Origin of the sequence: Prauserella aidingensis, assembly GCF_024171865.1 — a bacterium.
Classification (GTDB): Bacteria; Actinomycetota; Actinomycetes; order Mycobacteriales; family Pseudonocardiaceae; genus Prauserella; species Prauserella aidingensis.
The window spans coordinates 111508-133202 of sequence record NZ_JAMTCN010000014.1 but is presented as its reverse complement, the minus strand read 5'-3'; the positions used below and the strand labels follow the sequence as shown (position 1 = coordinate 133202).

20 protein-coding genes and 1 tRNA gene are annotated in these 21695 nt (G+C 70.1%); 14 read left to right on the top strand and 7 right to left on the bottom strand.

Annotated elements, in window-relative coordinates:
* Window positions 1-664, bottom strand: a 664-nt coding sequence (locus LY13_RS15690; RefSeq protein WP_253829186.1) for a DUF3662 domain-containing protein, incomplete at its 3' end; no start/stop codon positions are given.
* Between the two features lie 134 nt (window positions 665-798).
* On the opposite strand from LY13_RS15690, the gene LY13_RS15685 reads away from it, so the two are divergent.
* From LY13_RS15685 to LY13_RS15645, 9 genes are all read left to right on the top strand, one after another.
* A tRNA-Leu gene (locus LY13_RS15685) sits at window positions 799-881 on the top strand.
* Between the two features lie 340 nt (window positions 882-1221).
* Entirely contained in the window at window positions 1222-2280 is a 1059-nt protein-coding gene (locus tag LY13_RS15680) for a trans-sulfuration enzyme family protein (RefSeq protein ID WP_253829185.1), read from the top strand.
* 70 nt (window positions 2281-2350) lie between these two features.
* On the top strand, window positions 2351-3886 hold the full coding sequence (locus tag LY13_RS15675; RefSeq protein WP_253829184.1) for an ABC transporter substrate-binding protein: 1536 nt from the start codon (window positions 2351-2353) through the stop codon (window positions 3884-3886).
* The gene (locus LY13_RS15670) at window positions 3883-4863 is read left to right on the top strand and encodes an ABC transporter permease (protein ID WP_253829183.1); all 981 of its coding nucleotides are present in this window, start codon (window positions 3883-3885) and stop codon (window positions 4861-4863) included. Before LY13_RS15675 ends, LY13_RS15670 begins: the two co-directional genes overlap by 4 nt.
* Window positions 4863-5672, top strand: coding sequence for an ABC transporter permease (locus tag LY13_RS15665; protein ID WP_253829182.1), 810 nt, complete (start codon window positions 4863-4865; stop codon window positions 5670-5672). Before LY13_RS15670 ends, LY13_RS15665 begins: the two co-directional genes overlap by 1 nt.
* On the top strand, window positions 5669-6442 hold the full coding sequence (locus tag LY13_RS15660) for an ATP-binding cassette domain-containing protein (protein ID WP_253829181.1): 774 nt from the start codon (window positions 5669-5671) through the stop codon (window positions 6440-6442). The genes LY13_RS15665 and LY13_RS15660 overlap by 4 nt, the downstream gene beginning before the upstream one ends.
* Window positions 6443-6492: 50 nt before the next feature.
* Window positions 6493-7284: an ABC transporter ATP-binding protein gene (locus tag LY13_RS15655; protein ID WP_253829198.1), complete on the top strand. Its 792-nt coding sequence runs from the start codon at window positions 6493-6495 to the stop codon at window positions 7282-7284.
* 20 nt (window positions 7285-7304) lie between these two features.
* Complete coding sequence (locus tag LY13_RS15650; protein ID WP_253829180.1) at window positions 7305-8651, top strand: amidase; 1347 nt, start codon at window positions 7305-7307, stop codon at window positions 8649-8651.
* A gap of 313 nt (window positions 8652-8964) precedes the next feature.
* A complete protein-coding gene (locus LY13_RS15645) occupies window positions 8965-9807 on the top strand; it encodes a mycofactocin-coupled SDR family oxidoreductase (RefSeq protein WP_253829179.1) in 843 nt (280 codons plus the stop codon).
* A gap of 8 nt (window positions 9808-9815) precedes the next feature.
* Here LY13_RS15645 and LY13_RS15640 read toward each other — a convergent pair whose 3' ends face one another.
* The gene (locus tag LY13_RS15640; RefSeq protein ID WP_253829178.1) at window positions 9816-10787 is read right to left on the bottom strand and encodes an MsnO8 family LLM class oxidoreductase; all 972 of its coding nucleotides are present in this window, start codon (window positions 10785-10787) and stop codon (window positions 9816-9818) included.
* Between the two features lie 256 nt (window positions 10788-11043).
* The gene (locus LY13_RS15635; RefSeq protein ID WP_308216344.1) at window positions 11044-11901 is read right to left on the bottom strand and encodes an HpcH/HpaI aldolase/citrate lyase family protein; all 858 of its coding nucleotides are present in this window, start codon (window positions 11899-11901) and stop codon (window positions 11044-11046) included.
* Between the two features lie 644 nt (window positions 11902-12545).
* On the opposite strand from LY13_RS15635, the gene LY13_RS15630 reads away from it, so the two are divergent.
* Complete coding sequence (locus tag LY13_RS15630; protein WP_253829177.1) at window positions 12546-13211, top strand: hypothetical protein; 666 nt, start codon at window positions 12546-12548, stop codon at window positions 13209-13211.
* Between the two features lie 71 nt (window positions 13212-13282).
* Complete coding sequence (locus LY13_RS15625; RefSeq protein ID WP_253829176.1) at window positions 13283-13936, top strand: NAD(P)H-binding protein; 654 nt, start codon at window positions 13283-13285, stop codon at window positions 13934-13936.
* Here the strand turns inward: LY13_RS15625 and LY13_RS15620 are convergent.
* Window positions 13923-15230, bottom strand: coding sequence for a D-arabinono-1,4-lactone oxidase (locus LY13_RS15620; protein ID WP_253829175.1), 1308 nt, complete (start codon window positions 15228-15230; stop codon window positions 13923-13925). The genes LY13_RS15625 and LY13_RS15620 overlap by 14 nt on opposite strands.
* An 83-nt stretch (window positions 15231-15313) precedes the next feature.
* Here LY13_RS15620 and LY13_RS15615 point away from each other — a divergent pair, with 83 nt between their 5' ends.
* Entirely contained in the window at window positions 15314-16501 is a 1188-nt protein-coding gene (locus tag LY13_RS15615) for an amino acid deaminase/aldolase (RefSeq protein WP_253829174.1), read from the top strand.
* A gap of 69 nt (window positions 16502-16570) precedes the next feature.
* On the opposite strand, the gene LY13_RS15610 is transcribed toward LY13_RS15615, so the two are convergent.
* The 3 genes from LY13_RS15610 to LY13_RS15600 form a co-directional block, all read right to left on the bottom strand.
* Window positions 16571-17197 carry a TetR/AcrR family transcriptional regulator gene (locus tag LY13_RS15610; RefSeq protein WP_253829173.1) on the bottom strand — a complete coding sequence of 209 codons (627 nt, stop codon included), beginning with the start codon at window positions 17195-17197 and terminating at the stop codon, window positions 16571-16573.
* Between the two features lie 676 nt (window positions 17198-17873).
* Window positions 17874-18332: a hypothetical protein gene (locus LY13_RS15605; RefSeq protein ID WP_253829172.1), complete on the bottom strand. Its 459-nt coding sequence runs from the start codon at window positions 18330-18332 to the stop codon at window positions 17874-17876.
* Between the two features lie 12 nt (window positions 18333-18344).
* Window positions 18345-18854, bottom strand: coding sequence for a hypothetical protein (locus tag LY13_RS15600; protein ID WP_372493835.1), 510 nt, complete (start codon window positions 18852-18854; stop codon window positions 18345-18347).
* A 499-nt stretch (window positions 18855-19353) separates the two neighbouring features.
* On the opposite strand from LY13_RS15600, the gene LY13_RS15595 reads away from it, so the two are divergent.
* Window positions 19354-20772: an NsdA family TPR-like regulatory protein gene (locus LY13_RS15595; protein ID WP_372493834.1), complete on the top strand. Its 1419-nt coding sequence runs from the start codon at window positions 19354-19356 to the stop codon at window positions 20770-20772.
* Window positions 20760-21671, top strand: a complete 912-nt coding sequence (locus tag LY13_RS15590) for an aminoglycoside phosphotransferase family protein (RefSeq protein WP_253829194.1) — start codon at window positions 20760-20762, stop codon at window positions 21669-21671. Before LY13_RS15595 ends, LY13_RS15590 begins: the two co-directional genes overlap by 13 nt.
* The last annotated feature ends 24 nt before the right edge of the window (window positions 21672-21695 follow it).

Genomic DNA, 21695 nt, shown 5'->3' with positions numbered 1-21695 from the left:
CCTGCGCATAGGGATCCTGGCCGTACTGGTCGTAGCCGGGCTGACCGTAGCCCTGGTCGTAGCCCTGCTGGCCGTACTGGTCGTACCCGGGCTGGCCGTAACCCTGGCCGTACGGGTCCTGGCCGTACTGGTCGTAGCCGGGCTGTCCCTGTCCGTATCCGTACTGGCCCTGGCCGTACGGGTCACCCTGGTCGTACTGGCCGTAGCCGCCGGGCTGGCTCATTGCTCGGTCTCCTGCGTCGCTGGTTCGTGCCGGCCGTGCTTGACCGTCGCCATCAAATGCTGCTGTGACGTCGGGATCAACGGTCGAGCGGGTCTTGAACTGTCCAGTATGCAGCGCTTCGTTGCGCTCTAGCGAAACTACGACGTCACCATAGGTGTCCCAACCGTGTTCGGACAGATGCTGTGAGACGGCGTCCGCCAGCAATCCGGTGACCCGCTGCTCATCGCCTGCCATCCGATCGTGATCTGCAGCACCCAAGGAGACGATGTAGTGGTTCGGGGCGAGCTTGCGCCCACCCGCGAGCTCACGAACGTTGTCCTCACTCTCGCGCTCCAGACTGTGCGCCACTTCCTCCGTGACGACGTTGCCACCGAACATCCGGGCGAAGGTATTGCCCACCAGGCTCTCGAGGCGCCGGTCAAAACGCTGAACACGACCCAATCCGGACAACCTCCTCCCTGGTGAACGCCCCTCGTGCATCGATCGTATCTGGGTTTGGCGCCCATGACACCGGGGCCGGTGAAAGCCCCTGAAACGGCCTGCTACGCTATTGGTGCTGCCGCAGAGAGGCACTCGCGCGAGTGGCGGAATGGCAGACGCGCACGGTTCAGGTCCGTGTGTCCGAAAGGACGTGTGGGTTCAACTCCCACCTCGCGCACGTAAGCGAAACGCCCCTTGCTCACGCAAGGGGCGTTTCGCTTTGTCAGCTTCCGTTGATGCCTTGTGGGGCCAAGCCCCACACCCCTGCCGGGGGCACGCCCCCGGACCCCCGTAGGTGGGCAGGTTTGCCCCGCGTGTCCTGCGCTAAGGGCGCCGTGTTGCAGGTTCTGGGGACCGTGTTGCGGATTGCGGGGACCGTGTTGCAGGTTCCGGGGAGCGTGTTGCGGGTCCAGTCGCCGGACGGCGCTGGCGGCTGTTCGGGAGGTGGGGGAGACGCGCGGCATCGCGTTGATCTCGTTGACGGGACGTGGACAGTGGCCACGGCTACGGTTGGCCGCGTGAACGATTCGTGGTCCCCGCGCACCCGCGCCATCCTCGCCGGCCGTCCCGAGGCCGGTGACGGCAATCCCGCCAACGTCCCCCTCGTGTCGGCCAGCGCTCTCGGCCTCGAGTACTCGCGCGACGTCGGTACGCCCACGTGGGCGGCCTTCGAGGAGGCCGTCGGCACGCTCGAAGGCGGCACCGCCACGGCCTACGCCTCCGGCATGGCGACCGTCACGGCCGTGCTCGATCTGCTGCCCGTGGGCGCGACGATCGCCGTGCCCGTCTACAGCTACGTCGGGACGCGCAGCGCGTTCGACCACGCCCACGAACAGGGCAAACTCACCGTCCGGCGCATCGAGCCCACCGACACCGACGCGTGGGTCGCCGCGGCGGGCGAGGTCGACGTCCTGTGGCTCGAATCGCCCACCAACCCGACCCTCGACGTCATGGACCTCGACGCGATCCTGAAGGCCGCCCGTTCGAGTGACTCCGCGCCGCTGACGGTCGTCGACAACACCTTCGCCACCCCGATCGGCCAACAGCCCCTCGAGCTGGGTGCGGACGTCGTCGTGCACAGCGTCACCAAGTTCATCGGTGGGCACAGCGACCTCCTGCTCGGCGTGGCGGTGACCGCCCGCGACGACTTGTCGACCTCGCTGCGCGAGGCGCGCACGCGGACGGGCGCCACTCCCGGTGCGCTCGAGGCGTGGCTGGCTCTGCGCGGGCTGCGCACGCTCGGGGTGCGGCTGGCCGAGGAGTCGCGGACCGCGGCGGTGCTGGCCGAACGACTCGGCGGGCACCCGGCCGTCGAACGGGTGCGCTACCCGGGGACGGGGGCGATGCTGTCGTTCGACCTCGTCGACGGCGCCGCCGCCGAACGCCTCTGCGCGAACTTGAAACTCATTCATAACGCGACGAGCCTCGGCGGGGTCGAGAGCACGATCGAACGGCGCGCTCACCTGCCTGGCGACTCGCACGTGGCGCCGGGACTGTTACGGCTGAGTGTCGGCCTCGAAGACCCAGAGGACCTGTGGCGGGACCTGTCGGCTGCGCTGGATGGTCGACCCTCTTGACCGTTGATCTTCGCGGTGCCACTGTCACCTGCTGATCGGGTTCTCCGGGGTGGTCGGGAGGCGGTGACGGATGTCGACACGGCGGTCGGCGCTCTCGGCGCTGGTGTCCGCCGCGGTGTTGGCCGCGCCCCTCGCGCTGGCCGGTTGCACCGCCGGATCGACGGCGATGGTGGCGGGCGGCCCTTCGACGCTGGCCGTCGGATTCACCGCGGAGCCGCAGAATTTCGACTTCACCACCACCGACGGTGCCGCGATTCCGCAGGCGCTGCTCTACAACGTCTACGAGACGCTGGTGAAGATCGACTCCGATGGTGAGATCACCGAGGGACTCGCCGAATCGTGGGATGTCAGCGACGACCGGACGGTGTACGACTTCCACCTGCGCGACAACGCGACGTTCAGCAACGGCGAGCCGTTCACCGCTTCGGACGTCAAGTTCTCCATCGAACAGGTGAAGCAGGACTGGACCATTTCGCTGAAGTCCGGAATGGACGTCGTCGACCGCGTCGAGGTGGTCGGCGAGCACCACGCCCGCGTGGTGCTGAGCAGGCCGAGCAACTCGTGGCTGCGCTCCATGACCACCCGGATCGGCGCGATGTTCACCCCGGACGGCGTGGCCGACCTCGCGAACGATCCCGTCGGCACCGGCCCGTACGACGTCGAGAGCAGGCGCCGCGGCGATTCGGTCGTGCTCACCCGCAACCCGGAGTACAGCAGGCCCGACGATCCTCGGCCCGAACCCGACTACGGCACGGTCGTGCTCAAGTACTACGCCGACGCGACCGCGCTGAACAACGCGCTGCTCTCCGGTGGCATCGACGTCATCTCCGGGGTGACCGCGCCCGATTCGGTGCCGCAGTTCGAGGCCGACAACCGGTTCCGCGTGCTGCAGGGCACGACGAACGGTGAGGTGGTGCTCGCCTACAACAACCGCCGCGCCCCGCTCGACGACGTGCGGGTGCGCAAGGCGTTGACGTACGCCATCGACCGGAAAGCATTGCTCCAGGCCGCGTGGGGCGGGCGCGGGAAGCTGATCGGCAGCATGGTTCCGCCCACCGACCCGTGGTTCGAGGACCTCTCCCGCGAGTATCCGTACGACCCGGAGCGCGCCCGCAGCTTGCTGCGCGAGGCGGGACACGAATCGCTGCGGTTGAACCTGCGGATCGCCAACCTGCCGTACGCCGTGTCGTCGGCCCAGGTCATCGCCTCGCACCTGAAGAAGGTCGGGGTCACGGTCGACATCGAACCGCTCGACTTCCCCGCAGTGTGGCTGCAACAGGTCTTCACCGACGGCGACTACGACATGTCGATCGTCCAGCACGTCGAACCGCAGGACATCACGACGTTCGGCGACCCCGAGTTCTACTGGGGCTACGACAGCCCGCGCGTGCAACGTCTCCTGTCGGAGGCCGACACGGCGCCGCCCCGGGAATACATCTCCGACATGCGTGAGGTCGCCAGGACGTTGTCCGACGACGCAGCCGCCAACTGGCTGTTCCTGTTCCCGAACATCGTCGTCGCGAAGAACGAGGTCCGCGGGCTGCAGGCCAACCAGGTGAGCGAGTCGTTCGACCTCACGGGGCTCCGGCGGCAGGGGTCGTCATGACGGCCGCGGAACGGGTCGCGGCGGGCGCGGGTCCCGCTGCGGCGATCGCGCGCAGACTGGTGATCCTCGTGGCGAGCGTGTTCGTCGCGTCGGTCGTGGTGTTCGCGTTCATGGCGGTGCTTCCCGGTGATCCGGCGCAGGTCGCGCTCGGGGTGAACGCGACGCCGGAGCTCGTCGAGCAGACGCGGCAGCAGTTCGGCCTGGACCGGCCGCTGGTGACGCAGTATCTCGACTGGATGGGCGGACTGCTGACCGGCGACTTCGGCACGTCGTACGTCACGAAGGAGCCGATCGGGCCGCAACTCGTCGACCGGCTGGGCGTCACCCTGTGGCTGGTCGGCGCGGGGATGCTGGTCGCGGTGCTGATCGCCGTGCCGTTGGGGATCGTCGCCGCGGTGCGGCACCGCAAGCCGAGCGGCGTCGGAGTGTCCGCGGCGGCGCAGCTCGGCGTGGCGGTGCCTGCGTTCCTGGCGGCGATCATCCTGGTGCAGGTGTTCTCGGTGCAGCTGGGCTGGCTGCCGTCGGGCGGGTGGACACCGCCCGCCTACGACCTCGGCGCCTGGCTGAAGGGGCTGATCCTGCCCGCGGTGTCGCTGGGCCTGGTGCAGGGAGCGGTGCTGACCCGCTACGTGCGGTCGGCGGTGCTCGACGTGCAGCGGGAGGACTTCCTGCGCACCGCACGGGCGAAGGGGCTGCGGCCGTACCCGGCGCTCGTGCGGCACGGGTTGCGGAACGCCGCGGTGCCGGTGGTGACGGTCCTGGGCGTGCAACTGGCGACGTTGCTCGTCGGCGCCGTGGTGATCGAGCGGGTGTTCGTCCTGCCGGGGCTGGGGAGCATGCTGCTCGACTCCGTGGCGGCGCGGGACCTCCTGTCGGTGCAGAGCATCGTGCTGGTGCTCGTGGTCGGCGTGCTGCTGGTGAACTTCCTCGTCGACGTGCTGTACACGGTCCTCGATCCCCGGCTGCGGAGGTCGTGATGCGCGGAAACCTCGTCGTCGGCGGGACACTCGTGGGACTGGTCGTGGTGACGGCCCTCGTGTCGTTCGTGTGGACGCCGCTCGACCCGCAGGCCGTCGACGCGAGTGTGCGGCTGCTCGGTCCGACGTCGGACCACCTGCTCGGCACCGACAAGTTCGGCCGCGACGTCTTCAGCCAGCTCATGGTCGGTGCGCAGACGACGCTGTACGTCGGGATCGTCGCCGTGGGGCTGGCCGCGGCGGTCGGGGTGCCGCTGGGGGTGCTGGCGGCGATGGGGCCGCGGTGGCTCGGCGAGCTCGTCATGCGCACCAGTGACCTCGTGCTGGCGTTCCCCGCGCTACTGCTGGCGATCATGCTGGCGGCGGTCTACGGGGCGAGCACGTTGACCGCGATGATCGCGATCGGCGTGGCGACCGTGCCCGCGTTCGCGCGGGTCGCGAGGGCGGGCACGATGCAGGTGCTGTCGCGGGAGTACACGCTCGCCGCACGGGCGGGTGGCCGGTCGCGGTGGTGGATCGCCTGGCGGCACGTCCTGCCGAACATCTCGGGCATGGTCGTGGTGCAGTCCTCGGTGTCGTTCGCGATGGCGGTGCTCGCCGAGGCGGCGTTGTCGTTCCTCGGGTTCGGCACCGCGCCGCCGACGCCGTCGTGGGGGCGAATGCTGCAGGAATCGCAGGAACTGCTGGCCGTCGACGTGCGGCTGGCGCTCGTTCCGGGCCTGGCGATCGCCGCGGTGGTGCTGGGCTTCAACCTGCTCGGTGACGGCCTCCGCGACCGTTTCGACCCGCGCCTGGAGGCCCGCCGATGACCGAACACGCGGGAGCGGCCGAGTTGCTGAACGTCGACGGGCTGAGCATCGCGAACGGCGACGTGACGCTGGTCGACGACGTGTCGTTCCGCATCGCGCCCGGCGAACGGGTCGGGCTGATCGGTGCGTCCGGCTCGGGCAAGTCGCTCACCGCGTCGGCGATCATGGGGCTGCTGCCCGACGGGATGTCGCCGTCGGGGTCGGTGACGCTGCGCGGCCGAGAACTGCTCGGCGCCTCCGAACGCGACCTCTCTCGGCTGCGCGGCAAGGACCTCGGCATGGTGTTCCAGGAGCCGATGACGGCGCTCAACCCGGCGATGCGCATCGGCAGGCAGGTCGCCGAGACCCTCACGATCCACGGCACGTCCCGCCGGAGGGCGGCCGACCGTGCCCGCGAACTGCTCGACCGCGTCGGCCTGCCCGAGCGCACGGCGGGTGCCTACCCCCACGAACTCTCCGGAGGACAACGGCAACGCGTGCTGCTCACCATCGCGCTCGCCAACGACCCGTCGCTGTTGATCTGCGACGAACCCACCACGGCGCTCGACGTGACGGTGCAGGCGCAGGTGCTCGACCTCATCGCCGAGGGGGTACGTGACCGCGGCAGTGCGCTGTTGTTCATCACCCACGACCTCGCCGTGATCGCGTCGGTGTGCGAACGCGTACTGGTGTGCCGCGACGGACGCATCGTCGAGGAGGGCCCTGTCGCGGACGTGCTGTCGGCGCCCGCACACGACTACACCCGACGACTCCTGGAGGCCGCACTGTGACGTCCACAGCAGACAGCGCCACCGGTGACGTCGACGCCGGTGAGGGCCCGATCGTCGCGGTGCGCGACCTCGAACGGACCTATCGCGGCGGAGTGCACGCGCTGCGTGGCGTGTCGCTCGACGTGCCGCGTCGCGGAAAGTTCGGCATCGTCGGCGAATCCGGTTCCGGGAAGTCCACTCTGGTCAGGCTGCTCGCCGCGCTCGACCGGCCCACCACGGGCACGATCACGTTCGACGGCACACGCGTCGACGATCGCCGCGACCGCGACCTCGGATTCCTGCGGCGCCGGTTGCAGATCGTGTTCCAGGACCCAATGGGGTCGCTCGATCCGCGCATGCGCGTGCGCGACATCATCAGCGAACCGCTCGGCCGCACGCGTGGCCGTGACGAACGGGTCGCCGAGTTGCTCGAGGCCGTCGACCTGCCCGCCGACGCGGGAGACAAGCATCCGCACCGGTTCTCGGGCGGGCAGCGGCAGCGCATCTCGATCGCCCGCGCGCTCGCGCCGCGTCCCGACGTGCTGATCGCCGACGAGGCCGTCAGTGCCCTCGACGTCCTGGTGCGCCAGCAGATCCTGGACCTGCTCACCCGGCTCGTCGACGAGTACGCGCTGACGCTCGTGTTCGTCTCGCACGACCTCGGTGTCGTCAGGAAGGTGTGCGACGAGGTCGCCGTCATGCGCCGGGGCGAGATCGTGGAGCAAGGTCCCGTCGACGAGGTGTACGACACGCCCCGCCACGAGTACACCCGCGAGCTGATCGCCGCGGCCCCCACGCTGCACGGCGCGTTGTCGGCGTCGCCTACCCCGGCTTCCACGGAGCCTGCACAGCCCGAGAGTTGAGTCCGAAAAGGAGCGAGGCGATGACCGGACTTCCGGAGACCACGGCGACGGAACTGCTCGCCGCGTACCGCAGTGGTGAGATGAGTCCGGTCGAGGTCACCGACGCGGTGCTGGCACGGATCGACGAGCGTGAGCCGAAGTTGTGCGCCCTGTACGCCTTCGACCCGGACGCCGCGCGGGAGGCCGCCGCGGCGTCGGAGCGGCGGTGGCGGGCGGGAACGCCGCTGGGCCCGGTCGACGGCATCCCGCTGACGATCAAGGAGAACATCGCGACCAGGGGAACCCCGAAGCCGATGGGGACGGCCGCCACCAGGCTCGACCCGTCGCCGGTCGACGCACCCGTGGCGGCGCGGATCCGGGAGTCCGGCGGCGTACTCCTGTCGAAGACCACCATGCCCGACTTCGGCATGCTCACCTCGGGCCTGTCCAGTTTCCACGAGCCGACGCGGAATCCGTGGGACCTCACCCGCACACCCGGTGGTTCGAGCGCCGGCGCGGGAGCCGCCGCGGCCGCAGGTTACGGGCCACTGCACGTCGGTACCGACATCGGCGGTTCGATCCGGCTGCCGGCGGGCTGGTGCGGCATCGTCGGATTCAAGCCGAGTTTCGGACGCGTGCCCGTGGATCCACCGTTCCCCGGGAGGGCGGCGGGCCCGATGACACGGACCGTCGCCGACGCCGCGCTGTTCATGCGCGTGCTGTCGCTGCCGGACGGGCGGGACCACCTGTCGCTGCCTCCGTCCGAACAGGACTGGTCGTGCCCGCCTGCCGACCCCGCCTCGCTGCGGATCGGCCTGCACCTGGATCCCGGGGTGGGGCTGCCGGTCGACCCGGCCGTGCGCGAGGCCGTCACCGACGCCGCCCGCCGGTTCGAAGTCGCCGGTGCGAGCGTCGACGTCGTCGAACCGTGGCTGACGCGCGAGATGCTCGACGGACTCGACCGGTTCTGGCGCACCCGCATGCTCGCCGACCTGGCCGACCTCGACGCCGGCGCCGTGCTGCCCTACATCGTCGAATGGGCCCGCGCCGCCGAAGGACTGTCCGCTGTGGACGCCTACCACGGGTTCTCCCAGATGGACGCGATCGCCGTCGCGACGCTGCGCGCCACCGAGCCGTACGACATCGTGCTGTCGCCGACGTGCCAGGTCCCGCCGAACGCGTTCGACTCGCCGTCGCCGACCGGCGACCCGGCACGTCCGTTCGAACACGTCGCGTTCACGGTGCCCTACAACATGTCCGGCCAGCCCGCGGTGTCGGTCGACTGCGGCCGTACCGAGGACGGTCTGCCCATCGGCGTGCAGCTCGCGGGCCGCCGTTTCGACGACATCGGAACCCTGCGCGCGGCCACCACCTTCGAAACCCTCTGAGCCGCCACACCCGTCGCCGGGCCCGCCACCGTGTTTGCGTCCCCGGGGGCCCGTGTTGCGGTTTCCCGAGGCGCGTGTTGCAGGCTCCGGGGATCGTGTTGCGCCTTCGGGGGCTCGTGTTGTCCGCTCCGGGGCTCGTGTTGTCCGCCGACGTGACCGTGTTGCGGGTTGCGGGGCGCGTGTTGTGGATCCAGGGGATCGTGTTGCTGCTCCCGTCCCGGTCGACCGGTTTATTCCTGCTAATCCTTGACATGGATTAGCGATCGGTACGAGACTCGGTCGACCGTGTGACGCAGGTCTCGAGGAGGAGACGATGACGGGTCGGATGGCAGGCAAGGTCGCGTTCATCACCGGTGCAGCCCGCGGGCAGGGCAGGAGCCACGCGGTGCGGCTCGCGGAGGAGGGCGCGGACATCATCGCGGTCGACATCTGCGAGGACATCGAAACGGTCACCCCGTGCTACTCGCTGGCGACGGAGGACGACCTGGCGGGCACGGCGAAGCTCGTGACCGACCTCGGCAGGAAAGTCGTGACGGAAAAGGTCGACGTGCGGGATCTCGGCGCGTTGCAGAAGGCGTTCGACCACGGGCTCGCGGAACTGGGCCGGGTCGACACGGTCGTCGCGAACGCGGGGATCGCGACGGCGTTCACGAAGTCGTGGGAGCTCAGCGCGCAGCAGTGGCAGGAAATGATCGACGTCAACCTGACCGGTGTGTGGCACACGGCGAAGGTCGCGGTGCCGTCGATGATCGAGGCCGGGCGCGGCGGGTCGATCGTGTTCACGAGTTCGATCGGCGGATTCAAGGGCATCCAGCACGTCGGCCACTACGTGTCGGCCAAGCACGGCATCGTCGGCCTGATGCGCACGATGGCCAACGAACTCGCCCCGCACGCCATCCGCGTCAACACCGTCCATCCGACCAATGTGGACACGACGATGATCCAGAACCCCGGCGTGTACTCGATGTTCGCCCCCGGCGATCCCGAACCGTCGCAGGAGAAGGCGATTCCCGGCTTCACCTCGCTCAACGCCCTCGACGTGCCGTGGGTGGAGTCGAAGGACATCAGCAACGCGGTGCTGTTCCTCTCCAGCGACGAGGCGCGGTACATCACCGGTGCGACGCTGCCGGTCGATGCGGGTGCCAACATCGTCTGACGTCCGCGTCAGGCCAGCCGCGCCAGGCGCGTGTACGAGTCGAGCATGTCGGCGCGGTCGTGCGTGCTCATCGTGATGAGCATTTCGTCGGCGCCGGTGTGTTCGGTCAGCTCGGCGAGCTCGCGGGCGACGTCGGAGTCGGTGCCGTGCAGCTGTCCGCGCAGGACGTCGTCGAGGTAGCGCCGTTCGCGGTCGTCGGGAGCCGGCACCCGGTCGGGAGGCAGCAGCGGCGGGAACACGCCGTCGATGCGTGAGCGAACCATCGCCCACGCCTCCGGGAGGAGCAGCTCGCGCGCCCGTTCGCGGGTGTCGGCCACGGCGACCGCGGTGGAGACGACGACGTGCGGCCGGGGCCACTGCGCCGAGGGCCGGAACGTCTCGCGGTAACGCCGGACGCGTTCGGCGACCTTCTCGAGACCGCCGAGCGGCGCGATGACGAGGGCGGCGCCGAGTTCCGCGGCGAGGTCGGCGCCCGCACCGGTGGCGAGGACGAACAGCGGCGGTGGCTGCAATCCCTCCGCGGGGGCGCCGTGCACGCGGTGGTCGCCGTCGAAGTAGCCCAGCAGCTCGCGGACGTCGTCGGCGAAGTGGTCCGCGGCGGTCTTGTCCGCACCCAGCGCAGTCCGCACGGCACCGGTGAACCCGACGGAACGGCCGAGCCCCATGTCGACCCTGCCCGGATGCAGCGACGCGAGCGTGCCGAACTGTTCCGCCACGACCAGTGGCCGGTGGTTCGGCAGCATCACGCCGCCCGTGCCGATGCGAATCGTCGACGTCGCGGCGCCCACCGCCGCGGCCAGCACCGTCGGCGCCGCACCCGCGATACCGGGCACGCCGTGGTGTTCGGCCGCCCAGAACCGCCGGTAACCGAGTCGTTCGACGTCGCGAGCGAACGTCACCGTGTCGCGCAGTGCCGCCGCCGGATCCCGGCCCTGTCGTACGGAGGCGCGGTCGAGCACGGACAACGGCGGGAGAGACACGCCCCGTACAACGTCCGCACTCCTGTGCGGATTCCTCGCGTGTCCTGCGTTCGCACGGCGTGTCGTGCGTTCAGCCGCGCGTGTTCTGTACTCGGCTGGTCGTACGCGTTCGCCGTGTCCCCGCGAAGCGTCGTCCACAGCGGACGCCGTCGGGCCGGTACGGGCGGGGCCGGCCCCGGGATCCGCAACACGGGCCCCGGAACCCGCAACACGCGCCCCGGGATCCGCAACACGGGCCCTGGAACCCGCAACACGGTCACTTCGCCGCGATGGCCTCCGCCAGGTCGAGGATGCGCTGCGCCTCGGCGACGTGGAGGTTCTCCACCATGCGCCCGTCGACCGTCACGACGGCGTCGCCCTGCTCGCGTGCGGACTCGAAGGCGTCGATCACCTTGCGGGCGTGGGCGATCGCCTCGTCGGACGGGGCGAACACGCGGTTGCACGGTTCGATCTGGCCCGGGTGGATGAGCGTCTTGCCGTCGAACCCGAACTGCCGCGCCTGCGTGGCCTCGGCCTCGAAACCGGCGAGATCCTGGACGTCGTTGTAGACACCGTCGAGGATCTGTTTGCCCGCCGCGCGTGCCGCCAGCAGCGACAACGACAGGCCCGCGACGAGCGGTGCGCGGCCGGCCGCGGGTTCGGCGTGCAGTTCCTTGGCCAGGTCGTTGGTGCCCATGACCAGCACCGTCAGTCGCTCGCTCGCGGCGGCGATCTCCTCGGCACGCAGCATCGCGACGGGTGTTTCGAGCATCGCCCAGATCGTCGTGTGCTCGGGTGCCCCGTTGAGCTCCAGTGCCCGTTCGATGGTCATCACGTCGCGTGCGGAGTTGACCTTCGGCACGACGACGGCGGCGGGACCGGCCTGGGCGGCGGCGCGCAGGTCCGCGTCGTGCCACTCGGTGTCGATGCCGTTGATGCGCACGGCGACCTCGCGCGGGCCGTAGTCACCGGACGCGACCGCCGCGCACACCCGCTCGCGCGCGGCTTCCTTCGCGTCGGGGGAGACGGCGTCCTCCAGGTCCAGGATCAGCGCGTCCGCGGGCAGGGTCTTGGCCTTCTCGAGCGCCCGCTCGTTCGCGCCGGGCATGTAGAGAACGGAACGGCGCGGTGCCACGCACGGACCTCCTTGTCGCTGTCGGGATGGGGGTGTCGCCGGATGGGCTGTGGGGACGGCCGGTGGCGGGCCTGCGCGCTCGTCGGTCGGTCGCACGTTCGTTGCCGCCTGTGTCCTTCCTATTGAATCCGGACGCCGAATGTGCTGATCTGGAGCCCATCCAGATCAGCGGCTGGACCACGGCAGTTCCATGGTCCGGACCGCTCGGCTTCCGGCCACCAGAGACGATAACCGTCCGTCGCAGTCCGTGACTGCGGTAAACGTCACCGCGTCGCCCCTGAATGCCCGGCAAATCCCCCGTTCAGACGTATGTCACCCATACGGCAGCATCGCCGGGCCGAACTTCCTTCGCCGCTCACCGACCGATCACCGACCGCTGAGCGCCGTCGATCGCAGCTACCCCGCGAGGGCACAGACGTCGACGGTGTTTCGGTTGCAATCTGAACCGGCAGCGCTTCGCGGCGCCGGTTCGACCGCCCGGCAGGGCACACGGAACGAGCAGGCGAGGAGCTGCACCGGCGCAGGGGCTGGTGAACACCAGGGCCCGCGGAGGAATCCGGCGGGCGGTGTTCGGAGTAGAGAGCCATCCAACCAGGAGCACCGCTCCCCGGAGCGGACTTCGAACGAGTACGGGAGGCAGATCCGTGGCGGCGACACCCGGGCAGACTGCGATCACGAACGGCGCGAACGGAACGCGTTCGGTGCCGAGCCGGGTGGTCCCGCCCGTCGAACTGCCGGAGAACGTCGACGCGCTCGCCGCCGACGCCGCGGCGAGCCTCGGCTGGCACGGCGCGGTACTGCCACCGGTGACGATGTTCGGCAGGCGGGTGTACGTCGTGGCGAAACTGCGCCCCGAAGCGCACGCCGAGCGGATCGCCCTCGGTCACGAGCCCGTTACCGACCGGGCCCAGGTGTCGACGTGGACGTGGCCCGAGCTGGCCGACACCGCGCCGCCGCCCGCCGCCGACATCGTGGGCGTGCTCGCGGTGGCACGGCACTGGCGCACTGGCCTCGCCGCGACCGTCCCGTTCTCCCGCTACGGCGAAGCGGCCATGGTGCTGCCCCAGTCGATGACGCTCACCCACGACTACGTCGACAACTGCCTTCCGCGTGCGCGCACCTACGGCGTGGCCGTCGTGTCGGCCGACGACGAGGCGCACGTGTCACTCGACGTCGAGAGCCACAGCGACCGCGTCCTCCTCGGCCGCGACGCCGTGTGGCGCTGGGTCAACGAAGTCGTCTACGAGCAGCTGATCGCGATGGAGGACAACGGCACCGCCTCGCCCGAGGAGTCCACGCAGCACGCGTGACTGCCTAGGCCCGCCCGTCTCCCGCCACCGCCCAACCGGACACGCTCCGCGTGACTGCTTAGGATCGTGGCATGCGCGTAGTCATCGCCGGTGGACACGGAAAGATCGCCCGTCACCTCGAGCGCCGCCTCGCCGCGAACGGTGACGAGGCCGTCGGCATCATCCGCAACAAGGACCATGTCGCGGACCTGCGGGAGGTGAGTGCCGAGCCTGCAGTGCTCGACCTCGAGGACGCCACGGTCGACGAGGTCGCTGCGGTGCTCGACGGTGCCGACGCCGCCGTGTTCGCCGCCGGTGCGGGCCCGGGCAGCGGTGTCCCGCGCAAGGAAACCGTCGACCGGGGTGCGGCCGTGCTGTTCGCGGATGCCGCGGAGCGCGCGGGTGTCCGGCGGTTCGTGCAGGTCAGTGCCATGGGAACGGACGGCCCGTTCGACGAGGACGCCCTCGGCGAGGTCTTCGCCGCCTACCTGCGCGCGAAAGCCGCCGCGGAGGGAGATCTGCGCCGCCGCGACCTGGATTGGACCATCCTGCGTCCGGGTGGGCTCACCGACGACGAGGCGACCGAGATGGTGCAGCTCGCCGAGAGCACGCCGCGCGGCGAGGTGCCCCGGGACGACGTGGCGGCCGTCCTCGTCGCACTGCTCAGCGACGACCTCGCGTTCCGGCGCACACTCGAGCTGACCAGCGGCAACACGCCCGTCGCGGAGGCCGTCAGCCGGCTGTGACCGGCCCGAGGACCCGGTCGAGGTAGCCGTTGCGGAACACGCCCCCCGGGTCGACGTCGGTGGCCACGCGCAGGAAGTCGTCGAAGCGCGGGTACCGCTCGCGCAGCGTGTCCGCGTCGAGGTCGTGCAGCTTGCCCCAGTGCGGCCGCCCGCCGACCGCGCCGGCGATCGCCGCGAACGCCAGGAAGTACTCGCGGTACGGCATGCCGACGTACTGGTGGATCGCCACGTAGGCGGTGTCGCGGCCGTAGGCGGTCGACAGCCACACGTCGTCGGCCGCCGCGACACGTACTTCGGCGGGAAACGCCACCGGCGTCCGCAACGTCGGCACGAGCGTCCGCAGCTCGCGCAACACGTCGCCGACGGCCTCCCGCGGTACCGCCCATTCGGACTCGACGAACCGCACCGACCGCTGCGTGGCGAACACCCGGTGCGAGACGTCCCGGTAGGAGCGCGTCGACAACACCGACGACGACAACCTGCCCAACGTCGGCACCAGCGTGGGCATCGCCCGGCCGAGTCGGCAGAGCGCGCCGAACGCCGCGTTCTCGGTGAGCGTGTAGTCGACGAACTCGCGCAGTTTCGACAGCGGTTCGGCGGGGCCCGCCACCCGGTTGTTCCGTTTGACCAGCGCGTTGCGGCCGTAGGGGAACCAGTAGAACTCGAAGTGGTCGTTGGCGTCGGCGTGATCGTCGAACGCCTCGATCACGGCGTCGAGCGGTTCCGGGCCTTCGCGGGCGTCGAGGACGAACGCGGGCTCGCACTGCAGTGTGACCGTGGTGATCACGCCGAGTGCGCCGAGGCCGACGCGGGCCGCGGCGAACAGGTCGGGCCGTTCCGTGTCGGAGCAGGTGACGACCGAGCCGTCGGCCAGCACGAGTTCCAACGCACGGAGCTGTGTCGCCAGCCCGCCGAACCGGGCTCCCGTGCCGTGGGTGCCGGTCGACACGGCACCCGCAATCGTTTGCGCATCGATGTCACCGAGGTTGCTCATCGCCAGGCCCACCCGCGCGAGCTCGGTGTTCAGGCGACGCAGCGTGGTGCCGGACCGGACCGTGACGAGGCCGGTGTCGCGATCGGCGTCGAGGACGCCCGCCCACTCGGTGAGGTCGAGGGCGACCGAATCGGTGGCCGCGACTCCCGTGAACGAATGACCACTGCCCAGTGGGCGCACCCGCATGCCCGCGCCGGCGACCTGCCGGACGGCGGCGGTGATCTCGTCGAGATTCCGCGGGCGAAGTAGCCGCTGAGGGCTCGCCGTGGCGGTGCCGGCCCAGTTCGTCCACGTCGTCACGTGATCACCTGCCTGCGTGAGAGGTCGGAAGAATATGTGAATACGTTTCGCGTTTCAAGGTTCTCTGACGTACGGTAGTCGCCGTGACCACCGTGAACGCCGCAGCGTACGACGCCGCGACCCAGGATCTCGACCCACCATTGGCGGTCGTCGATCTTGATGCGTTCGAGGCCAACGCGCGCGACCTCACCCGGCGGGCGCGCGGCCTGCCGATCCGTATCGCCAGCAAGTCGGTGCGCTGCAGGGAGTTGCTGGAGCATGCGCTCGCGATGCCCGGCTACGCGGGGCTACTCTGCTACTCGCTGCCCGAGGCACTGTGGCTGCACCGCTGCGGAGTGAGCGACGACCTCGTCGTGGCGTACCCGACGGTCGACCACGCCGCGTTACGAGCCCTGGCGGCCGACGACGCCGCGCGTGCGGCCGTCACGATCATGGTCGACTCGACCGAGCATCTCGACGTGATCGACGCGGCGGTCGGGCCCGCACACCCCGAGATCCGGGTCGCCCTCGAACTCGACGTGTCGTGGCGGCCCGTTCGGGGGCTGCACATCGGCACGCGACGGTCGCCGGTGTTCCGGCCGCGATCGGCACAGGCGCTGGCCTCGCGGATCGCCGAACGCCGCGGCTTCCGGCTGGTCGGCATGATGGCCTACGAGGGGCAGATCGCGGGCGTTCCCGACGGTGGCCGCGGTCTCGAGGCGCGGCTCGTGCGGTGGATTCAGCGCCGCTCTGCCGCCGAACTGGCACAGCGTCGCGGGGAGGCCGTCGACGCGGTGCGCCGCGTCGCGGACCTGGAGTTCGTCAACGGCGGCGGCACCGGCAGCATCGAATCCACCGGCGACGACCCGTCCGTCACGGAGATCGCCGCGGGATCCGGCTTGCTCGGGCCCGGCCTGTTCGACTCGTACACGCGGTTCACGCCGCAGCCCGCCGCGCTGTTCGCGCTACCCGTGGTGCGCAGGCCGACGCGGGACATCGCGACCGTGTTCGCGGGCGGCTACGTCGCCTCCGGGCCCGCGAAACCGTCACGGCTGCCGATCCCCGTCGCGCCGTCCGGGTTGGCGCTGCTCGGCGTCGAGGGGGCAGGCGAGGTGCAGACTCCCGTCACAGGCGCGGCCGCGCGGGCCCTCGAGCTGGGCGACCGCGTGTGGTTCCGGCACGCCAAGGCGGGGGAACTCGCCGAGCACTTCCCGGAGTACCAGCTCGTCCGCGGTTCGCGGCTCGACCACTCGGCGCCCACCTACCGCGGCGAGGCCAAAGCCTTCGGCTGACACCTGTTGCACCCCCGCAACGTGGTGGGGGCACGGGCCGGCGTCGCCGGGTTGCAGTTGTGCAAGGCGTCAGTCGCCGAAGCGGCTCGCCAGATACGTCTTGATGAGCGCCTTCGTCTCGGCGACGACCTGTGGGTCGCCTTCGGGGTCGGTGCGGAACGCGAACTTCAGCAGCGAGTCGGCGGCCTCGACCGCGACGGAGATCGGCAGGTTCACCGCGTCACGGGGAACGTCGACGTGATTGGCGACGAGGTCGGCCAGGGCGTCGGTGATGACGCCGTTGTTGGTGCGTTCGGAGTCCAGCAGCTGGACGTCGACGGCATCGCCGAAGTGCACCCGTGAGAAGCCCGGTACCTCGCGGTGCATCTGGAGATAGATGTCGAGCAGCGAGTCGACGATCTCCCACCAGCTCTGGTGGTCGACGCCCTGGAACCGTTCACCCACGGCACCGAGGAACCGTTCGAGGTTTCGGTGGGTGAGCGCCTGCACGATCGCGCGCTTGTCGGGGAAGAACTGGTACAGCGAGCCGACCGCCACGCCGGAACGCTTGGCGACGAGCGTCGTCGTGAGCGCGTCGTAGCCCACTTCGGCCAGCAGCTCGGCCGCAGCGTCGAGCATGCGCTCGACCCGCTTGGCGCTGCGTTCCTGGACGGGTTTGCGACGTAGCGGTGGCAACTCGGTGCGGCTGTCAGTCACGTGGTGCTCCCTCACTCTGCGTGGGGAACTCTAACGCGCAGGTGAGCCGTTCACGGTCGAGTGATCACTTTGCGGAGTCGGCGCCGAGCTTCGTGCCGTGGTCGCCGTGCCGTGGTCGACGGGGATTCGGTGTAGCCGGCGGACATCGCGGGTGGCTCGGAACGCCGAGTCGGCGTGCCGAGCCGAGGTGTCGAGCCGGCGCCGACGGCCCGAGCGAGTAGACGGCCACGAGGAATCGACGTTCGGCAAAAATCGACGACGGCGACTAATCGATCGTCGGCCACAGGTGTCACGCCTCGCGGTGACAGCAGTACGACTGTTGGGACCGCGGGCCGGTGCCGGTCGGGGGAGGGGAATCTTCGACACCGGCCCGCGGGGATCGGGGCCCTTGCGTAGGCGGGGATCTACTGCGGGCTACTGCCGCGGCCAGGGGATTCGGCTGTCCGAGTGATACGGACGCCGAGACCGCGGGGTTGTCATATGAAGTTGTTGACGCGCTGTCACGGCCCCCAACCTAACTGCGGATCAGCGTCTTCGCCAGCAAACGAAAGACGGGTTTTCCGATTAATCAGGTTGAGCGTCGCTAAGCCGGCAGCCGGCCCGCTTCGCTCGGGGGTACGAGCGAGCCGGCCGCCGGCCGGGACGGGCGGAAAACCCGTCGCCTGTTCGCATGCCGCTACCGGGTCGGGGGTCCGGATACGGCATGCCGGGCCGGCGTCGGTGAGACCGACTCGTGCCGACCCGTTTGCTCGGGGATCGCGGTTTCCTCGGGGTGCCGCGGGGACGCCTCCGAGGACACATGCGCCGGCGCATGGGCGGGCGCGCCCTTGCGGCGCTTCCGCTTGGTCGGCTGTTCGGGGGCCAGGCCGCCTGCGACGAGGTGTTCGTGCGCCACCTGCCACACGGTGCACGGGGCCTTCACCCGGTGCCAGCGGGTGGAGCAGGTCGGGCAGTGACCGCCGTCATCAGGCTCGTGGGAGAGCAGCATCGCGCGCCAGCCATCGGTCAGTCGGGGCAGCTCCGAACGCGCGACCGACACCAACGAGGGCTCGTCGGCTCTGTCCGCGAGGTCGGACAGCATGTCGAGGCGTTCCCACACCGCGTTGCGGAGCACCTGGCCGAGGATCTTGTCCACAGGAAGTCACCGTCACCTTTCCGCCAGTCCGGCGGCTTCGCCGAGCGCGGCCGTGAGTCGGCCGAGCTGGGTGCGGGTCAGCCGCGCCGCTTCACCGGGCGGTCCGACCAGCACTATTTCGTCGTCGTCCACGTACACCGTCATGCAGCGTTCGCGGCCGATGAGGTCGCCGCACTGCACGCGCCAGACGACCTGACCGTTCTCTTCACGGCGGACGTCCTCGTCGCGGGTGTCGGCTGTGGGGACCGGGGAGAAGTGTTGCCGGGCGACCGGGACCGAGGTCCCGGACGGGGAGCCGGCGGCAGCGGCCGGACCGGCGGCAGGCGGGAGCGGCGCGGTCGACAGTGCGGCGCCCGACCCTGCGGACTCGGACGGTGCGGCTCCCGACAGTGCGGGGTCCGGCAGTGCGGATCCGGACTCGGACTGCCGGGAGGCGCCGGGCGTGGGCGACCCGCCGGGCACCGACGAGGAAGCGGGCAGGGACGACGTGCCACGCGTGGTGGCAGGGGATGCGATCTCCACGTCGTCTCCGTTCCGTACTCGTCGGTGTTCACGGGCGCCTTCGCCGTGCCGTTCGCAGGTGTCGCTGTGTTCGCAGTTGTCGTCTTCGCAGTTGTCGCGCTGCACCCGCCTGCCCGGACTCGTCCGTACGAACCCCGGGTGCGGAGGGCCCGTACGGCCGGTCCGGGTGCCGCCGGATCCGGCCGGTGTTCGGTTGTGGGTCGTGCGGTTCTCGTCGTGCTGCGGTTCTCGTGGTGCACGGGAGTTCCGGTCGGGTGGACCTCCCGGGTGATCGCGGACCGTGTTCGGGCGGTCACGTCGATCCCGGGAACTAGATTGCGATGAATGAAACGCCGATAGAAGCCTCGGTGGGCCGGGCAGCGGCGACCGGCAACGGCTGGCCGTTAAGCGGTCGACGAAGTTCGGCAGAGCCGATCAGGGGTCACAAATCGGGTTTCGCGCGGTTCAATGTGAAGTGCCTACGCTGCTGACGACGCCCGGAAGGACTGTGGAGGGGCGCATGGACACCACCGACAACACGGCGATCGCCCGTATCTCGGGAGGCGCGAACGAGGACTCGTCCGAGCTCGCGCCCAGTCGCCTGGACCCGAAGGTCTGGGAAGGCGACGAGATGCGCGACGCGCTCTCCGTGCGGAACGTCAGTGAGGTCTACCGCCAACTGCGCAAACACGGTGTGTCGCAACGCCAGATCGCTGCGATGACCGGCCAGTCACAGTCCGAGGTCTCGGAGATCCTGAAAGGCCGTCAGGTCATGGCCTACGACGTGCTGGCCAGGATCGCCGCGGGCCTGGGCATTCCCCGTGGATACATGGGTCTCGCATACGACGAGGCCACCGAGATTCAGGTCGCCGGAACCTCCGGCGAGCAGCAGGCTGAGGAGGACGAGTCCGTGAAACGGCGGAAGTTCCTCGCGCACGCGGCCCAGGTCACGATGGGCGCCGCGGTCTTCGGATCGTCGGCGGAGGCCTGGGCGGCGAGCCCCGCAAGGACACCCGCGCCGGGCCGCATCGGAGTCACCGATGTCCGGCAGGTCGAAGCCGCCACCAGGGCTTTGCGTGCGCTCGACTACCAGTACGGCGGCGGTTTCTGCCGTGACGCCGTCGTGGCGCAGCTGTCCTGGGGGCAGCAGATGATGCAGGCCAGCACCACCGACGGGGTCAGATCGCGGCTGTTCGTCGCGCTGGCCGACCTGCACAGCCTCGCCGGCTGGACGTCGTTCGACACCGGGCTGATCGACTCGGCCCGCGGTCACTTCGCGAACGCGCTCAACCTGGCGAAACAGGGCGACAACCACCCGCTCGTCGCGAACATCCTGTACCGCATGGGACGCGTGTACCTGCACCAGGAGGCCCCGAACGACGCGCTGAAGCTGTTCCAGCTGGGGCAGATCGCGGCGCAGGAGTCGGGCTCGGAACTGGCCGTGGCCGTGCTGTGCGCCAACGAGGCGTGGGCGTACGCGATGATGGGCAACTCCGACCAGGCCGTGAAACTGCTGGGCAGGACGCGGGACGAGTTCGCACGCGCCGATCTCGTCAACGCCGAGTCGTGGGTCAAGTTCTTCACGGAGACGGACGTGCACGCGATGGTCGGCACGGTGCACACGGAGCTGGCGCAGTCGGCCGACCCAATGCACACCAAGTACGCCATCCCTGCGCTGAGCAGGGCCATCGACGCCTACAACGACGACATGGCCCGCAGCAAGGTGTTCAACCTGGGCATGCTCGCCACGAACCACATGATCGACGGCGACATCGACCAGGGCGTGCGCACCGGCGGCAAGGCGCTCGACTCGGCGGAGGGGCTCAAGTCCGCTCGCGTCGAGCAGCGCATGCAGCCGCTGAAGACGGAGGCCGCGCGCCGGTCGAACAACCCGGACGCCAGGGACTTCGTCGAACGGATGAACGCATTCTTCGCCTAGTCGGAGGCCCGCTCGACAACGTCCTGGAGGCCGTCTGCGCGCGACTGGGGGCCGATCCCCGCGGCGCCACGTTGCTGCGGTTCACGAACAACGCGGTGTACGCGCTGGCCGATCGGCCGCTCGTCGTGCGCATCGTGGGTACGCCCGCGCTGCGTCATCGCGCACCGAAGGTCGTTCGGCTGGCGCGTCACCTGCAGCGATGTGGCGTACCGGCGGTGAGGCTCGCCGCAGGCATCGACCAGCCGGTGCGAGTGGGCGAACACCTGGCGACGGTGTGGGAGCGGGTCCCTGACACGGACGGGCGCGCTACCCCCGGTGAGCTGGCGGAACTGCTGCGCAGGCTGCACGCCGCCGGCATCCCGGACGACGGGTTCCCGGAGAACGGCGCGGGTGCGTGGGCGCCGCTGGACGACGTCCGGGCACGGGTGGCGGCGGGATCGGACGAGCTGACAGCCGCCGACCGCCGGTTCCTCCTCGACCGGTGCGACGAACTCGAAGCGCAGGCGGCGGAACTCGAGTTTCCGCTGGCCAGGACGTTGATTCACGGCGACGCGCACGTCGGCAACGTGATCGTCGGCCCGGACGGGCCCGTGTTGTGCGACTTCGACTCGGCCTGCCACGGCCCGCCGGAATGGGACCTGGTCCCGGCGGCCGTGGGACGGGAACGGTTCGGCGACCCGCCGTCGCGGTACGCGGAACTCGCGGACCGCTACGGCTTCGACGTCACCGCGTGGGACGGCTTCGAGGTGCTGCGCGGAATGCGGGAACTCAAGCTGGCCACGAGCGTGTTGCCCACGGCCGACCGTGCCCCCCGGGTACGCACCGAGGCGCACCGCCGGATCGCGGATCTGAAGGCGGGGAACCTCCACCGTCGGTGGGCGCGTTACCGCGCAGGGTGACAACCGCCCGTCGTTCAACGACAG

Excerpts from the sequence above, each read along its gene's own strand:
- LY13_RS15660 (WP_253829181.1), top strand. The coding sequence starts at position 5,669 with ATGACCGAACACGCGGGAGCGGCCGAGTTGCTGAACGTCGACGGGCTG.
- LY13_RS15625 (WP_253829176.1), top strand. The coding sequence starts at position 13,283 with ATGCGCGTAGTCATCGCCGGTGGACACGGAAAGATCGCCCGTCACCTC.
- LY13_RS15675 (WP_253829184.1), top strand. The coding sequence starts at position 2,351 with ATGTCGACACGGCGGTCGGCGCTCTCGGCGCTGGTGTCCGCCGCGGTG.
- LY13_RS15665 (WP_253829182.1), top strand. The coding sequence starts at position 4,863 with ATGCGCGGAAACCTCGTCGTCGGCGGGACACTCGTGGGACTGGTCGTG.
- LY13_RS15645 (WP_253829179.1), top strand. The coding sequence starts at position 8,965 with ATGACGGGTCGGATGGCAGGCAAGGTCGCGTTCATCACCGGTGCAGCC.
- LY13_RS15595 (WP_372493834.1), top strand. The coding sequence starts at position 19,354 with ATGGACACCACCGACAACACGGCGATCGCCCGTATCTCGGGAGGCGCG.
- LY13_RS15650 (WP_253829180.1), top strand. The coding sequence starts at position 7,305 with ATGACCGGACTTCCGGAGACCACGGCGACGGAACTGCTCGCCGCGTAC.
- LY13_RS15670 (WP_253829183.1), top strand. The coding sequence starts at position 3,883 with ATGACGGCCGCGGAACGGGTCGCGGCGGGCGCGGGTCCCGCTGCGGCG.